This window comes from Micromonospora krabiensis (assembly GCF_900091425.1).
Classification (GTDB): Bacteria; Actinomycetota; Actinomycetes; order Mycobacteriales; family Micromonosporaceae; genus Micromonospora; species Micromonospora krabiensis.
Genome location: NZ_LT598496.1, coordinates 3,961,538 through 3,980,781 on the forward strand (window position 1 = coordinate 3,961,538; position 19,244 = coordinate 3,980,781).

21 protein-coding genes and 1 tRNA gene are annotated in these 19,244 nt (G+C 71.9%); 5 read left to right on the forward strand and 17 right to left on the reverse strand.

Annotated features, from left to right (window positions below):
* Positions 1 to 68: 68 nt before the first annotated feature.
* Entirely contained in the window at positions 69 to 431 is a 363-nt protein-coding gene (locus GA0070620_RS18080; RefSeq protein WP_091592474.1) for a VOC family protein, read from the forward strand.
* Between the two features lie 34 nt (positions 432 to 465).
* On the opposite strand, the gene GA0070620_RS18085 is transcribed toward GA0070620_RS18080, so the two are convergent.
* The 6 genes from GA0070620_RS18085 to GA0070620_RS18110 form a co-directional block, all read right to left on the reverse strand.
* Positions 466 to 909: a hypothetical protein gene (locus GA0070620_RS18085; protein ID WP_091592476.1), complete on the reverse strand. Its 444-nt coding sequence runs from the start codon at positions 907 to 909 to the stop codon at positions 466 to 468.
* Between the two features lie 116 nt (positions 910 to 1,025).
* Positions 1,026 to 1,394: a GntR family transcriptional regulator gene (locus GA0070620_RS18090; protein ID WP_091592478.1), complete on the reverse strand. Its 369-nt coding sequence runs from the start codon at positions 1,392 to 1,394 to the stop codon at positions 1,026 to 1,028.
* Between the two features lie 16 nt (positions 1,395 to 1,410).
* A complete protein-coding gene (locus GA0070620_RS18095; protein ID WP_091592480.1) occupies positions 1,411 to 2,334 on the reverse strand; it encodes a YihY/virulence factor BrkB family protein in 924 nt (307 codons plus the stop codon).
* A gap of 65 nt (positions 2,335 to 2,399) precedes the next feature.
* Entirely contained in the window at positions 2,400 to 2,951 is a 552-nt protein-coding gene (locus tag GA0070620_RS18100; protein WP_377520809.1) for a 2'-5' RNA ligase family protein, read from the reverse strand.
* Between the two features lie 59 nt (positions 2,952 to 3,010).
* Complete coding sequence (trpS, locus tag GA0070620_RS18105) at positions 3,011 to 4,036, reverse strand: tryptophan--tRNA ligase (protein WP_091592484.1); 1,026 nt, start codon at positions 4,034 to 4,036, stop codon at positions 3,011 to 3,013.
* A gap of 33 nt (positions 4,037 to 4,069) precedes the next feature.
* Positions 4,070 to 5,092, reverse strand: coding sequence for a hemolysin family protein (locus GA0070620_RS18110; RefSeq protein WP_091592486.1), 1,023 nt, complete (start codon positions 5,090 to 5,092; stop codon positions 4,070 to 4,072).
* A gap of 196 nt (positions 5,093 to 5,288) precedes the next feature.
* On the opposite strand from GA0070620_RS18110, the gene galE reads away from it, so the two are divergent.
* Positions 5,289 to 6,272, forward strand: a complete 984-nt coding sequence (gene galE, locus GA0070620_RS18115) for a UDP-glucose 4-epimerase GalE (protein WP_091592488.1) — start codon at positions 5,289 to 5,291, stop codon at positions 6,270 to 6,272.
* Complete coding sequence (galK, locus tag GA0070620_RS18120) at positions 6,269 to 7,426, forward strand: galactokinase (RefSeq protein ID WP_091592490.1); 1,158 nt, start codon at positions 6,269 to 6,271, stop codon at positions 7,424 to 7,426. Before galE ends, galK begins: the two co-directional genes overlap by 4 nt.
* Before the next feature lie 120 nt (positions 7,427 to 7,546).
* Here the strand turns inward: galK and GA0070620_RS18125 are convergent, their stop codons facing one another.
* The 9 genes from GA0070620_RS18125 to GA0070620_RS18165 form a co-directional block, all read right to left on the reverse strand.
* Positions 7,547 to 8,863, reverse strand: coding sequence for a sulfate adenylyltransferase subunit 1 (locus GA0070620_RS18125; RefSeq protein WP_091592492.1), 1,317 nt, complete (start codon positions 8,861 to 8,863; stop codon positions 7,547 to 7,549).
* Positions 8,863 to 9,771, reverse strand: a complete 909-nt coding sequence (gene cysD / locus GA0070620_RS18130; protein WP_091592494.1) for a sulfate adenylyltransferase subunit CysD — start codon at positions 9,769 to 9,771, stop codon at positions 8,863 to 8,865. Before cysD ends, GA0070620_RS18125 begins: the two co-directional genes overlap by 1 nt.
* Positions 9,772 to 9,843: 72 nt before the next feature.
* Entirely contained in the window at positions 9,844 to 10,674 is an 831-nt protein-coding gene (locus GA0070620_RS18135) for an inositol monophosphatase family protein (RefSeq protein ID WP_091592496.1), read from the reverse strand.
* Positions 10,675 to 10,810: 136 nt separating this feature from the next.
* Positions 10,811 to 11,401, reverse strand: a complete 591-nt coding sequence (pth, locus tag GA0070620_RS18140) for an aminoacyl-tRNA hydrolase (RefSeq protein WP_091592499.1) — start codon at positions 11,399 to 11,401, stop codon at positions 10,811 to 10,813.
* 96 nt (positions 11,402 to 11,497) lie between these two features.
* Positions 11,498 to 12,196, reverse strand: a complete 699-nt coding sequence (locus tag GA0070620_RS18145) for a 50S ribosomal protein L25/general stress protein Ctc (RefSeq protein ID WP_091592500.1) — start codon at positions 12,194 to 12,196, stop codon at positions 11,498 to 11,500.
* Positions 12,197 to 12,459: 263 nt separating this feature from the next.
* Positions 12,460 to 13,440 (reverse strand): ribose-phosphate diphosphokinase, encoded by a 981-nt coding sequence (locus GA0070620_RS18150; RefSeq protein WP_091592502.1) that lies wholly within the window; start codon positions 13,438 to 13,440, stop codon positions 12,460 to 12,462.
* 59 nt (positions 13,441 to 13,499) lie between these two features.
* Positions 13,500 to 15,035: a bifunctional UDP-N-acetylglucosamine diphosphorylase/glucosamine-1-phosphate N-acetyltransferase GlmU gene (glmU, locus tag GA0070620_RS18155; protein WP_091592504.1), complete on the reverse strand. Its 1,536-nt coding sequence runs from the start codon at positions 15,033 to 15,035 to the stop codon at positions 13,500 to 13,502.
* Positions 15,036 to 15,138: 103 nt separating this feature from the next.
* Positions 15,139 to 15,210: transfer RNA gene (locus GA0070620_RS18160), tRNA-Gln, on the reverse strand.
* Positions 15,211 to 15,223: 13 nt separating this feature from the next.
* Complete coding sequence (locus GA0070620_RS18165) at positions 15,224 to 16,087, reverse strand: helix-turn-helix domain-containing protein (protein ID WP_091592506.1); 864 nt, start codon at positions 16,085 to 16,087, stop codon at positions 15,224 to 15,226.
* A gap of 132 nt (positions 16,088 to 16,219) precedes the next feature.
* Here GA0070620_RS18165 and GA0070620_RS18170 point away from each other — a divergent pair, with 132 nt between their 5' ends.
* Together GA0070620_RS18170 and GA0070620_RS18175 are read left to right on the forward strand one after the other, a co-directional pair.
* Complete coding sequence (locus GA0070620_RS18170) at positions 16,220 to 17,176, forward strand: acyl-CoA desaturase (protein ID WP_091592508.1); 957 nt, start codon at positions 16,220 to 16,222, stop codon at positions 17,174 to 17,176.
* 225 nt (positions 17,177 to 17,401) lie between these two features.
* Positions 17,402 to 18,091, forward strand: coding sequence for a TetR/AcrR family transcriptional regulator (locus tag GA0070620_RS18175; protein ID WP_091592509.1), 690 nt, complete (start codon positions 17,402 to 17,404; stop codon positions 18,089 to 18,091).
* 36 nt (positions 18,092 to 18,127) lie between these two features.
* Here GA0070620_RS18175 and GA0070620_RS18180 read toward each other — a convergent pair whose 3' ends face one another.
* On the reverse strand, positions 18,128 to 18,604 hold the full coding sequence (locus GA0070620_RS18180) for a DUF4383 domain-containing protein (RefSeq protein WP_091592510.1): 477 nt from the start codon (positions 18,602 to 18,604) through the stop codon (positions 18,128 to 18,130).
* A 156-nt stretch (positions 18,605 to 18,760) separates the two neighbouring features.
* Positions 18,761 to 19,216 (reverse strand): DUF4383 domain-containing protein, encoded by a 456-nt coding sequence (locus tag GA0070620_RS18185; RefSeq protein WP_091592512.1) that lies wholly within the window; start codon positions 19,214 to 19,216, stop codon positions 18,761 to 18,763.
* Between the last annotated feature and the right edge of the window lie 28 nt (positions 19,217 to 19,244).

Consider the following 19,244-nt stretch of genomic DNA (forward strand, 5'->3'; position numbering starts at 1 on the left):
GCCGGTCAGGTGTCGCCGCCGCCGTCGTGGGTACCGCCGATACGGGACAGTTGAGGCGGAGGTGGCACATGGTGGCACGGGTAGCGCAGTACACCCTCGACGTCGAGGACGTCGACCGGATGGCGGCCTTCTGGTCCGCGGCGCTCGGCTACCGGGTCGACCAGGGCGGCGACGGCAGCGCGAAGCTCTGGCCCCCGGCCGGCACGGAGGGGCCGACCGTCTGGTTGCAGGGATCGGGCACCCCGAAGCGGGGCAAGAACCGGTTGCACCTCGACCTCGTCGGTGACGGCGACCCGGGCGCGGAGGTCGCGCGGCTCGTCGCGCTGGGTGCCCGACGCGCCGACGTCGGGCAGACCGGGGACGAGCGGTTCGTGGTGCTCGCCGACCCGGAGGACAACGAGTTCTGCGTCCTGGACCACCCACCGAGCTGACCCTGACGGCCGGCCCGGCCGCGCCGAGGGCTCCTCAGGTGCCCTTGGCGGTGAGGATCTCGGCGATCCGCCGGAAGCCGTCCCGCAGCTCGGCCTCGGTCGGCGGGACCGTCGGCTCGCCCCGGCCGGCCTCGTCCGCCGCGGCGTCCAACTCCTCGTCGATGGTGTCCTCGAAGTCGCCGTAGAGATCGGCCTGGTCGGTCCGCGCGGCCTCGTCCTCCGCCGCGATCTGGGCGGCGGCGATCTCGCTGCGGATCTCCTCGGGCGACAGCGCGGGCAGCAGCGGCTCGACCACCGCCATCAGTTGCTCCTCGGCCACCACCGCCTCGGCGAGGGCGAGCGCGTGCGGCCGCTCGTACGGGCCGCAGACCACCGGCTCCCACTCCTCGTCGTCACCGAGCGGCCCGAAGGTGATGATCCACGGCAGGCCGAGCATCGGCGAGTCGCTCGGCAGGTCCAACGTCACGAGTGCGCCCACGCGCCCATCATGGTCGGTCTGCCCGGCCGCCCGGGTGTCATTCGGCCGATCCCGCTCCGGTCCCCCCGGTTCCGGACCCGGGCCGGCCGGGGCGGACGGGTTCGTTCCGCCCGGCGTCACCACGGTCGGGACGCGTCCAGGGCCGCCCGGACCAGCGCGAGGGCCTCCGCCGGTGGCACACCGAGTCGGCGGGCCTCGGCGGCGTAGTCCGCCGCGACCTGCTGCAACCGGTCCATCGCGTCGTCGCGGCCCGGCGCCACGAAGGTGCCGTTGCGACCCCGGGTCTCGATCAGACCGCCCGCCTCCAGCTCCCGGTAGGCCCGGGCCACCGTGTTCGCGGCCAGTTTCAGGTCCTCGGCGAGCTGCCGGACGGTGGGCAGCCGGGTGCCCACCGGCAGCCGGCCGTCCCCGATCAGCTCGGCGAGCTGCGCGCGCACCTGCTCGTACGGCGGTACGGACGACCCCACGTCGACCGAGATCAGCACCCCGACTCCCCCTCCTTCAGCCGGCGCCGCCGGGCGCGCCGGGATCGGTGTCCGCGTCGATGTCGGCCGGCGGCGGCCCCTCGGCGAGGTCCACCACGCGACCCCGCCCGCTCGTCGCGGCGAGCGCCGCGCCGAACAGCACCAGTTGGTTGAGCAGGTAGAGGTAGAGCAGCAGGCCCACCGCACCGGCCACGACCGTGTACGCCGGGTTCCGCTCGGTGCGGACCACGTAGAAGCGCCCGACGGTGTTCAGCAGCGTGATGCCGACGGCGACGAGCCACACCACCGGGCGCAGCCGGGACCGGCTCATCCGCAGCCGGGGGATCGCGACCAGCAGCAGCGTGGCGAGCACCGCGTTGACCACCACGCTGAGCACCGCGCTCAGCGTGGTCAGGCCGAGCGACCCGGTGCTGCGCAGCAGGAAGCGCAGCGCCGACTCCAGCGCGTCGACCGCCGCCACCGACAGGCCGAGCAGCACGAAGACGATGATCATCACGCCGATGTCGACCAGGCGGCGGATCACCAGGTTGCCGGGCTGCTGGTTCAGCCCGTACATGAGCCGCTGGGAGGAGCGGATCGCCTCGATCCAGCCGATCCCGGTGAAGGCCAGGATGATCAGGCCCACCACGCCGACGGTGCTGCTGCTGTCGGCGATCTGCACCGGGTCGAGGAAGGGCAGGTTCTGCTCCAGGAACTCGGCGGCACCCTCGCTGACGTCGTCGTTGCCCTCCAGGATCGCGCCGAAGATCGCGTACGCGACCAGGGCGAGCGCGAAGACCGCGAAGAACCCGTAGTAGGCGATCGCCGCGGCCAGCCGACCGCCGAGCACCTGGGCGTAGAGCGCGCCGGCCCGCCAGACGTGGTCGAACACCGGCGACCGGCGGCGGGCGGCACTCACCCGGCGGTCGATGGCCGCCTCGACCCGGCCGATCACGTTCACGCCGTCATCCTCGCCGATGTCAGCCCGTTCCGTGGGGAACCCCGGCGGGCGTGCCCTCCGCCCGGTCAGCCGCCGAGCCGGAAGTCCCGCCGGGGTTGCCAGCGGGCCTGCCCGCTGTGCGAGAACAGGGTGAACGCCGCCACCTCGAACATCGCCGAGAAGTCGGCCAGGTCCTCGTACGCCTTGTCCAGCGCCTCCGGCGCGACGTCCTGCGCGACGGTGACGTGCGGGTGGTACGGAAAACGCGCCTCGCGGTGCAGCTCCGGCGCGGCGGAGATCGCGGCGGCGAGCAACTCGCACTCGCTGATCCCGGCCGCGACCGCCACGAAGACCACCTGGGTCACCGGCCGGAACGTGCCGGTGCCCCGCAGGTGCAGGGTGAACGGCAGGTGGGCGGCGGCGACCCCGGCCAGGTGCCGCTCCACGGCGGGCAGGGTGTCCAGCGGGATCTCGGTGGGCCCGAGCAGCGTGACGTGCGCCGGGATGTCGGCGGCCTGCGGGTCGCCGGCCTCCGCGCGTCGCTTGGTGAGCTGCGGGCCCCAGGGGTCGGGGATGTCGACCGCGACGCCGATCTGGATGCGGTCGCCCGCGTCCGGCACCCCGTCCCTGTCCACCACGCTGCGCGTCACCTCTCCGGCCACCGGCCCGTCCACCCGTCCCGCGTCGCGTCGCGGCGCTACTCGCCGCGCACCGGCGGGAAGAACCCGATCCGCTCGTACGCCGCACGCAGCGTCGGCGCGGCGACCGCACGGGCCTTCTCCGCCCCGGCGGCCAGCAGCTTGTCGAGCTGGGCGGGATCGTCGAGGTAGCCGCGGGTGCGCTCCTGGATCGGGCGGACGAACTCGGCCACCACCTCGGCCAGGTCCTTCTTCAGGTCGCCGTAGCCCTTGCCGGCGTACGCGGCGACCAGGTCGTCGATCCCCCGGCCGCTGAGCGCCGAGTAGATGGTGAGCAGGTTGGAGATGCCGGGCTTGGTGACGGCGTCGAAGACGATCTCACGGCCGGTGTCGGTGACCGCGGAGCGGATCTTCTTGGCCGAACGGGCCGGATCCTCCAGCAGGTCGATGATGCCGGCCGGCGAGGAGGACGACTTGGACATCTTCGCCGTCGGGTCCTGCAGGTCGGTGATCTTCGCGGTGTCCTTCACGATGTGCGGGGCGGGCACCGTGAAGGTCGTGCCGAACAGCGAGTTGAACCGCTGCGCGAGGTCGCGGGAGAGCTCCAGGTGCTGCCGCTGGTCCTCACCGACCGGCACCGCGTGCGCCTGGTAGAGCAGGATGTCCGCGGCCTGCAGGATCGGGTAGGTGAACAGGCCGACGCTGGACCGGTCACTGCCCTGTTTCTGTGACTTGTCCTTGAACTGGGTCATCCGGCTGGCCTCGCCGAACCCGGTGATGCAGCCGAGGACCCAGGCCAGCTGCGGGTGCTCGGGCACCTGCGACTGGATGAAGAGGGTGCTGCGCTCCGGGTCGATGCCCACGGCGTACAGCTGGGCGGCGGCCACTCGCGACCGCTGGCGCAGCACCGCGGGGTCGTGCCCGGCGGTGATCGCGTGCAGGTCCACGACGCAGTAGAACGCGTCGTGCGTCTCCTGCAACGCCACCCAGTGCCGCACCGCGCCCAGGTAGTTGCCGAGGTGGAACGAGTCGGCCGTCGGCTGGATGCCGGAGAAGACGCGTGGGCGGGTGGGTACGTCGGACATGCCGGCAATTCTGTCAGCAAGCCCGGGGACACGTCATGACGGGCCGGCGGGTCGCGCGCCACTCGCCGCCGTGGGCGCCGTGACCTCCCGCCGCTGCTCCGGCAGGCGGACGGCGGAGACGGCCAGCCGGGCCACCCGGCGCCCCTCCAGCGTCACCACCCGCAGCAGCCAGCCGCCCGACGGCTCGGCCGGATCCGGTTCGCCCGCGTCGGGTGGTCCCGGCGCGACCGGCACCTCGTCACCGGCGACCGGCAGCCGGCCCAGGGCCGCCATCACGAACCCGCCGACCGTCTCGTACGGCCCGGGCGGCAGCGGCACACCGGTGCGCTCGGCGAAGTCGGCCAGGTTGAGCCGCCCGTCGACCACGGCGGGCAGCCCGTCGCGCGCCGGCTCCGGTCCGACACCGTGCCCGTCGTGGATCTCCCCGACGAGTTCCTCGATCAGGTCCTCCAGGGTGACGATGCCGGCGGTGCCGCCGTACTCGTCGGCGACGACCGCCAGGTGGTGGCCCTCCCGGCGCATCTCGGTGAGCGCGGCGAGCACCCGCTTGCTGCCGGGCAGCCGTTTGACCTCCCGCGCCAGCTCGCCGACCGTGGCGCACCCGTCGCCGTCCGGGCGGAGCAGCACGTCGCGCAGGTGGACGAAGCCGACCACGTCGTCGTGGGTGCCGTCGGTCACCGGGTAACGGGTGTGCGGTTCGGCGCGGACCAGCCGGGCGGCGTCGGTGATGGTCAGCCCGGCGGGGAGGAACACCACCTCGGTGCGGGGCATCATCACCTCGCGTACCAGGCTCGCGCCGGCGACCAGCACCTCGTCGATGATCCGGCGCTCGTCCGCGTCCAGCAGGGTGTTGGCGGCGACCAGGTCGCGCAGCTCGGCCTCGCTGATGCGTTCCCGGCCCGCCGCGGGGCTGGCGCCGAGCAGGTCGGTGACCAGGCGGGTGGCCACGTCGGCGGCCCGCACCACCACCCGGGCGACGGCCCGCGCGACCGGTCCCGGTTCGCGGCGGGGCGGCCGGCGTACGCGTCGCCGGTGCTCGGGGACCCCCTCCCGCATGCCAGAGATGGTAGAGCCCGCAACGGCGCGGCACCGGGCTTCCGAACAGATCCCGCACCATGTTCAACTCTGTTGGATCGTGAGAGTTTATGATGGAATCAGGTGGCTGACCGGGAAGGGCCGATCCGCGCAGCCACCATAGGGTGATCACCGAGGGGCCGCGTCCCGCGTGGCCGCCAGGCAGGAGGCAACGACCGTGAAACTGCTCGTCACCGGCGGCGCCGGGTTCATCGGCAGCGTGGTGACCCGGATGCTGCTCGACGCCGGCCACCAGGTGGTCGTCCTCGACGACCTGCGCACCGGCCACCGTGAGGCCCTCGCCCCGGAGGCCACGTACGTCGACGCGACCATCCACGACGCCGCCCGGGTGGTGACCCGCGAGGCCGGCTTCGACGGCGTGCTGCACTTCGCCGCCCTCATCGCCGCCGGCGAGTCGATGGTCAAGCCGGAGATCTACTGGCACACCAACACCGTCGGCACCCTCGCGCTGCTCGACGCGGTCCGCGCCGCCGGGGTCCCCCGCCTCGTCTTCTCCTCCACCGCCGCCGTCTACGGCAACCCCACCGAGCTGCCCATCCCGGAGACCGCGGTCAAGGCGCCCACCAACACGTACGGGGCCACCAAGCTCGCCGTGGACATGGCGCTCACCTCCGAGGCGGTCGCCCACCAGCTCGCCGCCGTGTCGCTGCGCTACTTCAACGTCGCCGGCGCGCACCTCGACGGAGACATCGCCCTCGGCGAGCGGCACGACCCGGAGACGCACCTGATCCCGATCGCGCTGGAGGTCGCCGCCGGCCGGCGCGAGAAGCTCCAGCTCTTCGGCGACGACTACCCCACCGTCGACGGCACCTGCGTCCGCGACTACATCCACGTCGCCGACCTGGCCCGGGCCCACCTGCTCGCGCTCGACGCGGCGACCCCCGGCCAGCACCGCATCTACAACCTGGGCAACGGCAACGGGTTCACCAACCGCCAGGTGGTCGACGTGGTCCGCGAGGTCACCGGCCGGCCGGTGCCCGTCGAGGTCGCCCCCCGCCGCGAGGGTGACCCGGCCGAGCTGGTCGCCTCGTCCCGGCTGGCCCGCGAGGAGCTGGGCTGGGTGCCGCGGAAGGCGACGCTGCACGACATGGTCGGTGACGCCTGGGCCTTCTACCGCACGCACATCCTGGAGCAGGCATGACCGACGTCGCCGACCGCGCCACCGCCGGCTTCCAGCGGGAGTACGGCACACCGCCCGCGGGCCGCTGGGCGGCTCCCGGGCGCGTCAACCTGATCGGCGAGCACACCGACTACAACGACGGCTTCGTGCTGCCCTTCGCGCTGCCCCTGCGGACGGTCGCCGCCGCCGACCGGCAGGACGGCCCACGGTGGACGGTCTGGTCCGAGCTGTCCGGCGAGACGATCACCTTCGACGCCGCCGACGTCGACGAGCCCGGCCGGGTGACCGGCTGGGGCGCGTACGTCGCCGGGGTGGTCTGGGCGCTGCGCGACGCCGGCCACGATGTGCCCGGCGCCCGGCTGGCGATCGCCTCCGACGTGCCGCTGGGCGCCGGCCTCTCCTCCTCGGCCGCGCTGGAGGCGGCGGTCCTGACCGCCCTGGTCGACCTGGGCGGGCTCGACCTGCCCGCCGAGCGGCAGCCCCGGCTGGCCCAGCGGGCCGAGAACGCCTACGTGGGCGCGCCGACGGGGATCATGGACCAGTCGGCCGCGATCCGCTGCCGCGACGGGCACGCGCTCTTCCTCGACTGCCGCACCGAGGAGGTCGAGCACATTCCGTTCGACCTGCGGGCCGCCGGCCTCGCCGTGCTCGTCGTCGACAGCCGGGCCCCGCACCGGCACGCCGACGGCGAGTACGCGGCCCGCCGCAAGTCCTGCGAGGCCGGCGCCGCGCTGCTCGGCGTCCCGGCCCTGCGTGACGTCGGCGTGGACCAGCTCGACGCGGCGCTCGCCCGGATCGACGACGACGAGACCCGGCGCCGGGTCCGGCACGTGGTCACCGAGGACCAGCGGGTGCTCGACACGGTGGCGCTGTTGCGCGCCGGCCGGGTACGCGAGATCGGGCCGCTGCTGACCGCGTCGCACGCGTCCATGCGGGACGACTTCGAGATCACCGTGCCGGAGATCGACACCGCGGTCGAGGCGGCCCTCGCGGTCGGCGCGCTCGGGGCCCGGATGACCGGCGGCGGCTTCGGCGGCTGCGTGCTCGCCCTGGTCGAGGCGGACGCCGCCGACACGGTGGCCGAGGCGGTCGCGGCCGCGTACGCCGACCGCGGCTTCCAGACCCCCACCCACCTGACGGCGCTCCCCGCCCCCGGCGCCACCCGCCTCGCCTGACATCGTCCGCCCCCCGCCGCCCCCTCCGTCACTCCGGACAAGTTGATCAAGAGGTTCGCGTCAGGATCCGAGCCGGATCTGACGCGAACCTCTTGATCACCCAGGCAGAGCGGGTGCGGGTTAGGACGCTTCGATGATCATGGCGGCGCCGACCGTGCGGTTGGTGGTCTCGTCGATGATGACGAAACCGCCGGTGGTGCGGTTGCGGCGGTACTCGTCGGCCAGCAGCGGGATCGTCGTCCGCAGCCGCACCCGGCCGATCTCGTTGAGCCGCAGCTCGTCCGCCGACTCGTCCCGGTGCAGCGAGTTGATGTCCAGTCGGTAGTTCAGCCCGCGCACGATGGCCCGGGCCGACCGGGTGGTGTGCTTGATCGCGTACTTGCCGCCGACCCGCAACGGGCGGGTCTCGTCCATCCAGCACACCATCGCCTCGATGTCCTGGGCCACCGTCGGCGCATTGTTCGGCCGGCAGATCAGGTCGCCCCGCGAGATGTCGATCTCGTCGGTGAGGCGTACGGTCACCGACATCGGCGGGAACGCCTCCGCGACCGGGCCGTCGGCGGTCTCCACCGCGGCGATCCGGCTGGTGAACCCCGACGGCAGCACCATCACCTCGTCGCCCGGCTTCAGCACGCCCGACGCGACCTGGCCCGCGTAACCCCGGTAGTCGGTGACGGTGGTCGACTGCGGACGGATCACGTACTGCACCGGGAAGCGGACGTCGACCAGGTTGCGGTCGCTGGCGATGTGCACCCGCTCCAGGTGGTGCAGCAGCGACGGGCCCTCGTACCAGGGCATGTTCGCCGACCGGCTGACGATGTTGTCGCCCCGCAACGCGGAGACCGGCACCACCGTCAGGTCGGGCACCTCCAGCTTCGCGGCGAACGCGGTGAACTCGTCCGCGATGCGCTCGAAGACGTCCTGCGACCAGTCGACCAGGTCCATCTTGTTGACGCACAGCACCAGGTGCGGAACCCGCAGCAGCGAGCAGAGGAACGCGTGCCGCCGGGACTGCTCGACCAGGCCCTTGCGGGCGTCCACCAGGATCAGCGCCAGGTCGGCCGTGGAGGCCCCGGTGACCATGTTCCGGGTGTACTGGATGTGCCCAGGAGTGTCCGCGATGATGAACTTCCGCCGGGGCGTGGCGAAGTAGCGGTACGCCACGTCGATGGTGATGCCCTGCTCCCGTTCCGCCCGCAGGCCGTCGGTGAGCAGCGCCAGGTTGGTGTACTCGTCGCCGCGCGCCGCGCTGACCGCCTCCACAGCCGCCAACTGGTCGGTGAAGAGCGACTTCGTGTCGTACAGCAGCCGGCCGATCAGCGTCGACTTGCCGTCGTCCACGCTGCCGGCCGTGGCGAACCGCAGCAGGTCCATCGGCCGGGCCTCCGGCCCGCCGGCGACGGTGGCGCCCGCCGGGGCCACGATCTCGGTGGTCATCAGAAGTAGCCCTCCCGCTTGCGGTCCTCCATGGCGGCCTCGCTGACCCGGTCGTCACCGCGGGTGGCACCCCGCTCGGTGATCCGGGTCGCCGCCACCTCCTCGATGACCTTCTCCACCGTGTCCGCGTCCGACCGCACGGCGGCGGTGCACGACGCGTCGCCGACCGTGCGGTAGCGCACCCGCGCCTTGAACCGCTCCTCACCCGCCCTCGGGCGGAAGAACTCGTTGACCCCGTAGAGCATCCCGTCGCGCTCGACCACCTCACGCTCGTGCGCGTAGTAGATCGACGGCAGCGCGATCCGCTCCCGGGCGATGTAGTGCCACACGTCCAGTTCGGTCCAGTTGGACAGCGGGAACACCCGGATCGACTCGCCCGGGTGGTGCCGGCCGTTGTAGAGCGCCCACAACTCCGGGCGTTGGTTCTTCGGATCCCACTGGCCGAACTCGTCGCGGAAGCTGAACACCCGCTCCTTGGCGCGCGCCTTCTCCTCGTCGCGACGGGCGCCACCGAAGAGCGCGTCGAAGCGGTGCTTCTCGACGGCGTCGAGCAGCACCGGCGTCTGGATGCGGTTGCGCATCCCGTCGGCGGACTCCCGGACCAGCCCGGTCGCCAGCGCCTCCGGGACGCTCGCCACCACCAGCTGCAAACCCAGCTCGGCAACCCGCTGGTCGCGGTACTCCAGCACCTCGGGGAAGTTGTGCCCGGTGTCCACGTGCATCACCGGGAAGGGGATGTTCGCCGGCGCGAACGCCTTCTGCGCCAGCCGGAGCATCACGATCGAGTCCTTGCCGCCGGAGAAGAGCAGCACCGGCCGCTCCATCTCGGCGACCACCTCGCGCATCACGAAGATGCTCTCCGCCTCCAGCGCGTCGAGGTGCGAGACCTGGTACGCGGGCGCGGTCACGACCGGGGCTCGATTCGCACGCTCATGATTTCCAGACCTTTCCGGTCGGAGATGTCGAGAACCTCCGTCAGGCTACCCGGAATGTCTCTGCAGCGCCGCAAGCAACCGGGGAGCGAGATCCTTGCGACAGACCAACAGGTCCGGCAGGCGTGGATCCGCTTCGTTGTATTTCAGCGCAGAACCATCGATCCGGGAAGCGTGCAGCCCGGTGGCCGTCGCCACAGCCACCGGCGCCGCCGAGTCCCACTCGTACTGCCCGCCGGCGTGGATGTACCCGTCCACCTCGCCCGTGACCACCGCGGCGATCTTCGCACCGGCCGACCCCATCGGCACCAGATGCGCGCCCACGTCCTCCGCCAGGTCGGTGAGGAACACCGGCGGACGGCTCCGGCTCGCCGCGAGCCGGATCATCCGCCGGCCCGCCGTCGCCGCCTCCACCGTCATCGGCGGGTACGCCGGCGGATAGTCCGTCGCCAGCACCCGGTGCTGCGCCGGCAACCCCACCGCGCCCGCGACCAGCCCGTGCGGGCTCGCCGCGTGCCGCGACCAGAGCGCCACATGCACCGCCCAGTCCGTACGCCCGTCCTCGGCGAACTCCCGGGTGCCGTCCAGCGGGTCGACGATCCACACCCGGTCGGCGGTCAACCGCGACACCGCCGCCTCGTTGACCTCCGCCGCCCACGCCAACCGCGCGCCCTCGTCCTCCTCGGAGAGCACCGCGTCGCCCGGCCGCCACCTCGCCAACTCCGTGCGGATCAGGTCGTGCGCGACCTTGTCCCCCGCCGACCGCAACGCACCCGGGTCACCGAACCCGGTCTCCGCCCGCAGGGCGAGCAACGCCTGACCCGCCCGCGCGGCGAGCCACCGGGCGAACGCGCCGTCGATCATCGGTGGACTGCCCATGACTACCGCTCCCGTCGCCTCGCGGCCCGGGTCACTCACCGGGCCGTCCCGCCGCGACCCGCGCCGCCGGTCGCGCCACGCCGAAAGGCGCAGACTACCGGCCCGTCACGTCCGATCCGGTACGCCCCGCCCGGTATCAGCCCCCGTGGTACAGATTCTGCGTCGGCTCCACCCCGCGCGTGATCACCGACTCCACCACGTCCGCCGCCCGGTCCACCAGGAACTCCAGCTCCTTGCGCTCGACCGCCGCGAAGTCCGACAGCACGTAGTCCGCCGGATCCTGCCGACCCGGGGGCCGGCCGATGCCGAACCGCACCCGCACATAGTCCTTCGTGCCCAGCGACTTCGACATCGAGCGCAGCCCGTTGTGCCCGCCCTCACCGCCGCCGCACTTCACCCGCAGCTGCCCGTAGCCGATGTCCAGCTCGTCGTGGACCGCGATCACCTGCCCCGGCACCACCTTGTAGAACTGGGCCAACGACGCCACCGGCCCACCCGACAGGTTCATGTACGTCAACGGCTTCACCAGCACCAGCCGCGGCCCGCCGAAACCCAGCCGCCCCTCGGCCACCTCCGCCATCGCCCGCCGGTGCCGGCCGAACTTCGCACCGACCCGACCCGCCAGCAGATCGGCCACCATGAAGCCGACGTTGTGCCGGTTACCGGCGTACTCCCGGCCCGGATTGCCCAAGCCGACGACCAGCCACGGTCCCGCCTCGTCCGTCACGACCCGCCCTCTTTCGCCATCCCCGCAAACCGACCCGGATACGCCGACAGGCGCCCCCGACCGCGCGGGGACGCCTGTCGCACATGATCAGCCGTATCAGGCCTCGGTGCGCGCCTCGGTGTTCTCCTCGCCCTCCGCGGCCGGAGCGGCGTCGGCACCCTCGGAGCCCTCGGTGACCTCGCCGACCTCGGCCTCCTCCTCCTCGGCGGCCGTCTCGACCTCGGGGAGCGTCGCCTCGAGCTGCTCGGCGGTCGGGGCGGCGGTCACCGTGGCGACCGGCAGCTCCGGGTCGGCGGCCAGCTCCACGCCGGCCGGCAGCGCCACGTCGGCGGCGGTGACCTGGACACCCGGCTCGGCGCCCTCGATCGACGCCTCCAGGTGGTCCGGCACCTTGGTCGCGTCGGCGGTCACCGACAGGGTGTCGTGGTCGTGCACGATCAGCGTGTCCTTCGCGGCCTCACCGGTCAGCTCGACCGGGACCTCGACGGTGACCTTCTCGCCCCGACGGACCAGCAGCAGGTCCACGTGCTCGAAGGTGTCCCGCACCGGGTCACGCTGAATCGCCTTCGGCAGCGCCAGCGCCTGGGTGCCGTCGCTCACCTCGATCGCGAAGAGCTGGTTGGCGCCGCCCTTGCGGATCGCGGCCGCGAACTCACGGGCCGGCAGCGCGATGTGCTTGGGCTTCTCGCCGTGGCCGTACAGCACGGCGGGCACCTTGCCGGCCCGGCGGGTACGACGGGCACCACCCTTGCCGAACTCGGTACGGGGCTCGGCGCTGATCTTTACCTCGGACACGGGGAAACTCCTGATGCTTCGCTGCGGCGGCTTGTCGACTGGCGGTGCTGGGGCGAGGGGCTCGCTGGGGCTCATGCGTCATGAACGACTGCCCGGAGCACCGCGTCGATGACGGTGCCTCCGTGCGGCGCTTCCTCAGCGGCCCGCCGGGCACCCTCGCCGTGGCAACCGCACCAGTCTACCCGAGCCTTTTCGCGGCTCTCCGCCAGTCCCCCGATCACCGCCCCCGGCCGTCGGAAACACGACCGGGAACGGTCACCGGATCAGCTCAGGCCGCCGAACAGCGTCGTCACCGACCCGTCGTCGAAGACCTCCCGAATCGCCCGGGCCAGCAGCGGCGCGATCGACAGCACGGTGATCTTGTCGAGCTGCTTCTCCGGCGGCAACGGAAGCGTGTTGGTCACCACGACCTCGCTGATCGGGCTGTTCTTCAACCGCTCGGTCGCCGGGTCCGACAACAGCGCGTGGGTGGACGCCACGATCACGTCGGCCGCCCCGGACTCCTTCAGGATGTCCGCCGCCTTGCAGATCGTGCCGCCGGTGTCGATCATGTCGTCGACGATCAGGCAGACCCGCCCCTCCACGTCGCCGACCACCCGGTTCGCCACCACCTGGTTCGGCTTCAGCGGATCCCGCGTCTTGTGGATGAAAGCCAGCGGGCAGCCACCCAGCCGGTCCGTCCACCGCTCCGCCACCCGCACCCGACCCGAGTCCGGCGCGACCACCGTCATCGGGCGGCCCGCGTACCGGCGCTCCACGTACTCGGCCAGGATGTCCATCGCGAACAGGTGGTCGACCGGCCCGTCGAAGAAGCCCTGGATCTGGGCCGTATGCAGGTCAACCGTGAGGATGCGGTTGGCCCCGGCGGTCTTCAGCAGGTCCGCCACCAGGCGCGCCGAGATCGGCTCCCGACCACGGTGCTTCTTGTCCTGCCGCGAATACGGGTAGAACGGCAGCACCACCGTGATCCGCTTGGCCGAACCGCGCTTCAACGCGTCCACCATGATCAGGGTCTCCATGACCCACGTGTTCACACCGTGCGTGACGGACTGCACCACGAAGGCGTCCGAACCACGCACCGAGTCCTTGAAGCGTACGAAGATCTCACCGTTGGCGAACTCGTACGCGTCGGCGGGCGTCGGCGCGACGCCGAGCACCTCACCGATCTCCTTGGCCAGCTCCGGGAATCCACGCCCGGAGAAGAGCATCAGGCTCTTGCGGTTTTCGGCGACGATGCTGCCCATGGGCCCGTCTGCTCCCGTTGGTCGGTGTGGTACCCGGCACGGAGGTGGTGGGCCGGGGACTATTCGGTTGCAGTATCCCCCGCGGCGGAGGCCCCGCCCACCGACTCGGCCTCGCCGTGGATTGCCTCACCTTCGCTTGCGGCACCGCCCCCGACCGGCGCACCCTCGGCCGCCCGCAGCGCCCGCTCGGCCGCCGCCGCGGACACCGTCCCCGGCCGCTTACGGGCCACCCAGCCCTCGATGTTGCGCTGCGGCGCCCGGGTCACCCCCAGGGCACCCGGCGGCACGTCCTGCGCGATCGCGCTCCCCGCCGCCACGTACGCCCCGGCGCCCACCTCGACCGGCGCGATCAGGCTCGTGTCGCAGCCGACGAACGCACCCTCGCCCACGACCGTCCGGTTCTTGTTGACCCCGTCGTAGTTCACGAAGATCGTCGCCGCGCCGATGTTCGCCTTCGCGCCGATCGTCGCGTCACCCACGTACGACAGGTGCGGCACCTTCGCCCCCGGGCCGACCTCGGAGTTCTTCACCTCGACGAACGTGCCGACCTTCGACTTCTCGGCCAGGCGCGCCTCCGGCCGCAGGTACGCGTACGGCCCCACGCTGGCCCCCGGCCCGACCTCGGCGCCGATCGCGTGGCTGCGCAGCACCGTCGCGCCCGCGCCCACCACCGTGTCGACCAGCGTCACGTCCGGCCCGACCACGGCACCGGTGCCGACCACCGTGCCGCCCCGCAGCTGGGTGTTCTGGTCGATCACCGCGTCCCGGTCCAGCGCCACCGTCACGTCGATCCAGGTGGTCTCCGGGTCGAGCAGGCTCACCCCGGTGCGCATCCACGCCTCGTTGATCCGATCCCGCAGCAGGCGGCGAAGCGCCGCCAGCTCGACCCGGTCGTTGCAGCCCAGCGTCTCCACGTGGTCCGCCGCGACGTGCACCGTCACCGGCTCGCCCGCCGAGCCGAGCAGCCCGAACACGTCGGTCAGGTACTCCTCGCCCTGGTCGTTGTCCGTGGAGAGCTTGCCCAGCGCGTCACGCAGCCGCGGCACGTCGAACGCGTAGATCCCCGCGTTGATCTCCCGGATCGCCCGCTGCGCCGACGTGGCGTCGCGCTCCTCGACGATCTGCTCCAGCCGGCCGTCGGCGTCCCGCACGATCCGGCCCAGGCCGGTCGGGTCGGGCACCTCGGCGGCGAGCACCGTCGCCGCGGCGCCGGCCTGCTCATGCGCCTGCACCAGAGCGCTCACCGTCTCCGGGCGCAGCAGCGGCACGTCTCCGTTGATCACGACCACGGTGCCGGTGGCGTCGGGAACGGCGTCCAACGCGATCCGCACCGCGTGCCCGGTGCCGAGCTGCTCGGCCTGGAGCACCGGCGTCGCGTCCGGGGCGATCTCGGCGAGGTGCGCGCCGACCTGGTCGGCCCCGTGCCCGACGACCACCACGGTGCGGTCCGCGGCCAGCGGCGCGGCGGCGCTCAGCACGTGACCGAGCAGGGTACGTCCGAGCAGCGGGTGCAGCACCTTGGGCAGCGCCGACTTCATCCGCTTGCCCTCACCGGCGGCGAGCACGACAACGGTGCGGAGGTGGGGCTGGGACACGACGTGGCTCCCGTCGGGAAGGCGGACACTCTCGCGGCCATGCTAACCAGAGCGAATGCGATGGTTGGCACGGCCACGGCGAATGCCGGTGGACCAGCACGAGCTGGGGTGCCTGGATTCGAACCAGGAGCTCAAGGCTCCAAAGGCCTGCGGGTTGCCGTTACCCCACACCCCATCAAATGTCAAGCCTAACGGTCCGCTTGTTCAACGCCCGCGCCGCCTGCTTTCTGAAACAGCTCGGCGATCATACCTTCGATCCGCCAGTAGAGCGCGCGGCTGCGCGGCACGTTGATCACGAGGCAGCCGTGATAGTCGGCGCCGACGTTGCGCCGAATGGTCCTCGGCTTGTGCTTCTTGATGGTCGGCCGGCGGAACTGCCCGACCGGAAGACCGAGCCGACCCGCCCACCAGCTGGTCGCGGCGTCGGAGTCGGCGGTCTCGTGGATGCTCACCCGGTAGGTGGGCACCGATCGGTCGACGCCACAGGTCTCCAGAAAACACAGGAACAGCGCCAACAGGCCCGGGTCGCTGTTGACGAACTGGACGTGGTCGTCGCGTCGCCACGGCTTGGACTTGGCACCCTCGCACCAGTAGAGAGCCGCGCCTAGAAGCAGCAGATCGCGGTCGTCGAGCGACCCGACGGACCGCGCCGCGCGCTGGTGCGCGTCGGCGCGGGCCACGTCGCGCTCCGCCCGGTGCGCCGCCCACCGGGCGTCCCCCGCCGCCTTCACCCGCGACTCGTGACGGGCTCGTGCGACGGCACCATCGGGCTCGAACGGCGCGTCACGCACCCACCGGTAGGCCGTCGACTTCGCCACCCCGAGGCGAGTGGCGATGTCCGGAACCGAGTAGCCGCCGGCACGCAGCTCCACCGCCCGGACACGGAGGTCGTCCTTGGCGTTGGGCCGGCGGGTCACCGGGGCCGGCGGCACACCCCGCAACAGCTCGTAGACCCGGTTGCGGCCGAGGCCGGTGCGGGCGCGGATCTCGCGCACGGAGAGCCCGTCGACGGTGCGCATCCGGCAGACCTCTGCCGCGGTCGGATCGGTCACCGTACGGACGTTAGGCGGCGGGTACGACGAAGGCGTTTCTGAACTTCCCCGTGCGCGCTACGGTTCCGTAAGTTACGGTGACGTAGGCGTAACTTCGTTGATCTTCCCCATCCCCTTGTGCTGCGAGGTGCCATGTCCACCGCTCTGCTCGAACCCAAAGCCCCCGGACCGAAGCCACTCACCCAGGGCAGTCAGTCGACCGGCATCCTGGTCGCCCTCTGGGCGTTCGTGGCGATTCCCTTCGCGGCCCTGATCGCCGCCGTGCCGGTGGCCTGGGGTGGTTGGTTGAGCTGGACGGACGTCGGCATCGCCGCGTTCTGGTACGTGGTCTCCGGGCTCGGCGTGACGGTCGGCTACCACCGCTACTTCACGCACGGCTCGTTCAAGGCCCGTCGCGGGCTGCGGATCGCCCTGGCGGTCGCCGGCTCGCTCTCGGTGCAGGGCGAGATCATCCAGTGGGTCGCCGACCACCGGCGCCACCACGCCTACTCCGACCTGGAGGGCGACCCGCACTCGCCGTGGCGGTTCGGTGAGAGCGTGTGGGGCCTGACCCGGGGCATGTTCCACGCGCACATCGGCTGGCTCTTCCGGCGGGAGCTGTCCAACCGGGAGCGCTTCGCCCCCGACCTGCTCGCCGACAAGGACATCCGCCGGGTCGACCGCCTCTTCCCGCTGCTGGTGGTGATCTCGGTGCTCGGCCCGGCGCTGATGGGCGGCCTGCTGACCTGGTCGTGGCAGGGCGCGCTGACCGCGCTCTTCTGGGCCGGCCTGGTCCGCATCGCGCTGTTGCACCACGTGACCTGGGCGATCAACTCGGTGTGCCACGTCTACGGCGAGCGCCCGTTCGTGATGCGTCAGGGCGACCGGGCGGCGAACTTCTGGCCGCTGGCGATCCTGTCGTTCGGCGAGAGCTGGCACAACCTGCACCACGCGGACCCGACCTGCGCCCGGCACGGTGTGCTGCGCGGTCAGGTGGACATCTCGGCCCGGGTGATCTGGTTCTTCGAGAAGGTCGGCGCGGCGTACGACGTCCGCTGGCCGAAGCCGGAGCGGCTCGCCGCGAAGATGGCGTCACCGGCCGCGGGGTAATGCGGGCGATGATCCCGACGGTTACCTGGCAGTATGGCCGGTGACCGGAGCAAGCGGGGGGCGCGCCGGGGTGCTCGGCGACAGGGGGGCCGGGCCCGCGGTGGACACGGTCGGAGGGCGCGACCGCGCCCTTCGACCGAGCGCCAGTGAGGCGGCGACGTGAGCGGACACAGCGGAGGCACCATCCCACGGCAGGGCGTCACCGAGCGCCAGCGAGGTGACGAGATGGCGGAGATCCCAGGTAAAGAGGAGGCCGCCGCGCGGCGGCGGTCGGTTCCGGCGGCGAGCGGCAAGGCTCCGTCCCGGGTGCGCATGTCGGCGACTCAGCGGCGGGAGCAGCTGATCGTGATCGGCCGGCAACTCTTCGCGGAGCGCGGGTTCGACGCCACCTCCATCGAGGAGGTGGCGGCCCGCGCGAAGGTCTCCAAGCCGGTGGTCTACGAGCACTTCGGCGGCAAGGAGGGGCTCTACGCGGTGGTCGTGGACCGTGAGGTTCGCGCGCTGCTGGACCGGATCACCACGGCGCTGACGGCCGGTCATCCGCGCGAGTTGCTGGAGCAGGCGGCGATGGCGCTGCTGGGCTACATCGAGGAGGAGACCAGCGGGTTCCGGGTGCTGGTCCGCGAGTCGCCGGTGATGTCGGCGACGGGCAACTTCAGCAGCGTGCTCAACGACGTGGCGCACCAGGTGGAGCACATCCTGGGTGCGGAGTTCAAGAGTCGGGGCTACGACCCGAAGCTGGCCGAGCTCTATGCGCAGGCACTGGTGGGCATGGTGGCGTTGACGGGTCGCTGGTGGCTGGAGGTCCGCAAGCCGCGTAAGGAGACGGTGGCGGCGCATCTGGTGAACCTGGCCTGGAACGGGCTGTCCCACCTGGAGGCGAAGCCGACGCTGATCACCTCGCGGGGCCGCTGAGCCGGGCGGGCGACACCGGGTCGGCGGGGCGGCGGCTCAGCGGCGGTGCATGTCGGCGACGGGGTGGTAGCGGTGGTTGCGTTGCGCCTCCGCGTGGTCCGAGGTGCCGATCTTGTCGTACAGGCCGGTGCCGAGCAGCACCAGACCGAAGATCATCGAGACGATGACGGTCGACATCGAGAAGTTGAGGATGTTGGCCTCGGTCTGCAGCACGGACATCATGAGGATGCTCGTGACCAGGAAGACGGCCCCGGCGGTCAGGTTCATGTAGTGGCCGAGGTTGGTGCGTCGGGAGGCGCCGATCAGCAGGAAGGCGCCGAACACCACCGAGGCGATGGAGAACGCGAGGTTGGTGCGGAGCCCGAGCACCCAGTGGCTGCCGCGGCCGAAGAGTGACTCACCGGCGGTCTCTGCGACGCCCCAGACGCCGAAGACCAGGATGTAGAGCCCGATGGCGCCGGAGAGGACGCGGTAGACCGGCCGCGCCGGGTGGTTCACCGGAAAGTGCGCCATGATCTTCCCTCCGCCCGAGTTGACCGGTTCCGGAGGATTGTCACCCGGCGCGGCGGGGGTTGTCCGGCGAACCGGGTTTCGCCGGAGCCGCACCCGCGGGTGGTCGGGCGGGGGCCGCCCGGGCGGGTGGGGCTCCGGCGAGGACCCGGGGCGCTGTCAGAGGACGAGGCGGGCCTTCTCGAAGGCCTTGCGCTCCTCGTCCGAGCCGACCTTGCCGTACATGCCGCACATGAGCAGGACCAGGCCCGCGACCATGATCACCATGACGGTCACGATGCTGAAGTTGAAGAGGTTCGCGTCGGTCCGGATGAAGGCGAGCCCGCCGAGGCTGATCACCATGAGCGCGTACGCCAGCCACTGGTTGATCACGACGTCGATGTTGCGGCCGAGCGCGGTGCCGGCGAGCACCAGCACCCCGAGCAGGATGCTGAGCAGCGAGAAGCCGAGGTTGGTGCCCTGGCCGAGAACCTGGGTGTCGTCCTGGGCGAAGAACGGGTTGCCGGCGCTCTCGATGATGCCGAGCGCACCGAAGACCACCAGGTACAGACCGGTCAGCCCGCCGATCGCCCGGTAGATCGGCCGCGCGGGGTGGTTGACGGGGGTGTGGGCCATGTCTGTGTCTCCAACGCCGTTTCGGGTG

What these genes read in the sequence shown, in the direction of transcription:
- GA0070620_RS18135 (WP_091592496.1), bottom strand. Translation starts at nt 10,674, where the DNA reads ATGGGCAGTCCACCGATGATCGACGGCGCGTTCGCCCGGTGGCTCGCC.
- GA0070620_RS18185 (WP_091592512.1), bottom strand. Translation starts at nt 19,216, where the DNA reads ATGGCCCACACCCCCGTCAACCACCCCGCGCGGCCGATCTACCGGGCG.
- GA0070620_RS18175 (WP_091592509.1), top strand. Translation starts at nt 17,402, where the DNA reads ATGGCGGAGATCCCAGGTAAAGAGGAGGCCGCCGCGCGGCGGCGGTCG.
- GA0070620_RS18170 (WP_091592508.1), top strand. Translation starts at nt 16,220, where the DNA reads ATGTCCACCGCTCTGCTCGAACCCAAAGCCCCCGGACCGAAGCCACTC.
- galK (WP_091592490.1), top strand. Translation starts at nt 6,269, where the DNA reads ATGACCGACGTCGCCGACCGCGCCACCGCCGGCTTCCAGCGGGAGTAC.
- GA0070620_RS18110 (WP_091592486.1), bottom strand. Translation starts at nt 5,092, where the DNA reads ATGCGGGAGGGGGTCCCCGAGCACCGGCGACGCGTACGCCGGCCGCCC.
- trpS (WP_091592484.1), bottom strand. Translation starts at nt 4,036, where the DNA reads ATGTCCGACGTACCCACCCGCCCACGCGTCTTCTCCGGCATCCAGCCG.
- GA0070620_RS18080 (WP_091592474.1), top strand. Translation starts at nt 69, where the DNA reads ATGGTGGCACGGGTAGCGCAGTACACCCTCGACGTCGAGGACGTCGAC.
- GA0070620_RS18125 (WP_091592492.1), bottom strand. Translation starts at nt 8,863, where the DNA reads ATGACCACCGAGATCGTGGCCCCGGCGGGCGCCACCGTCGCCGGCGGG.
- GA0070620_RS18150 (WP_091592502.1), bottom strand. Translation starts at nt 13,440, where the DNA reads ATGGGCAGCATCGTCGCCGAAAACCGCAAGAGCCTGATGCTCTTCTCC.
- GA0070620_RS18180 (WP_091592510.1), bottom strand. Translation starts at nt 18,604, where the DNA reads ATGGCGCACTTTCCGGTGAACCACCCGGCGCGGCCGGTCTACCGCGTC.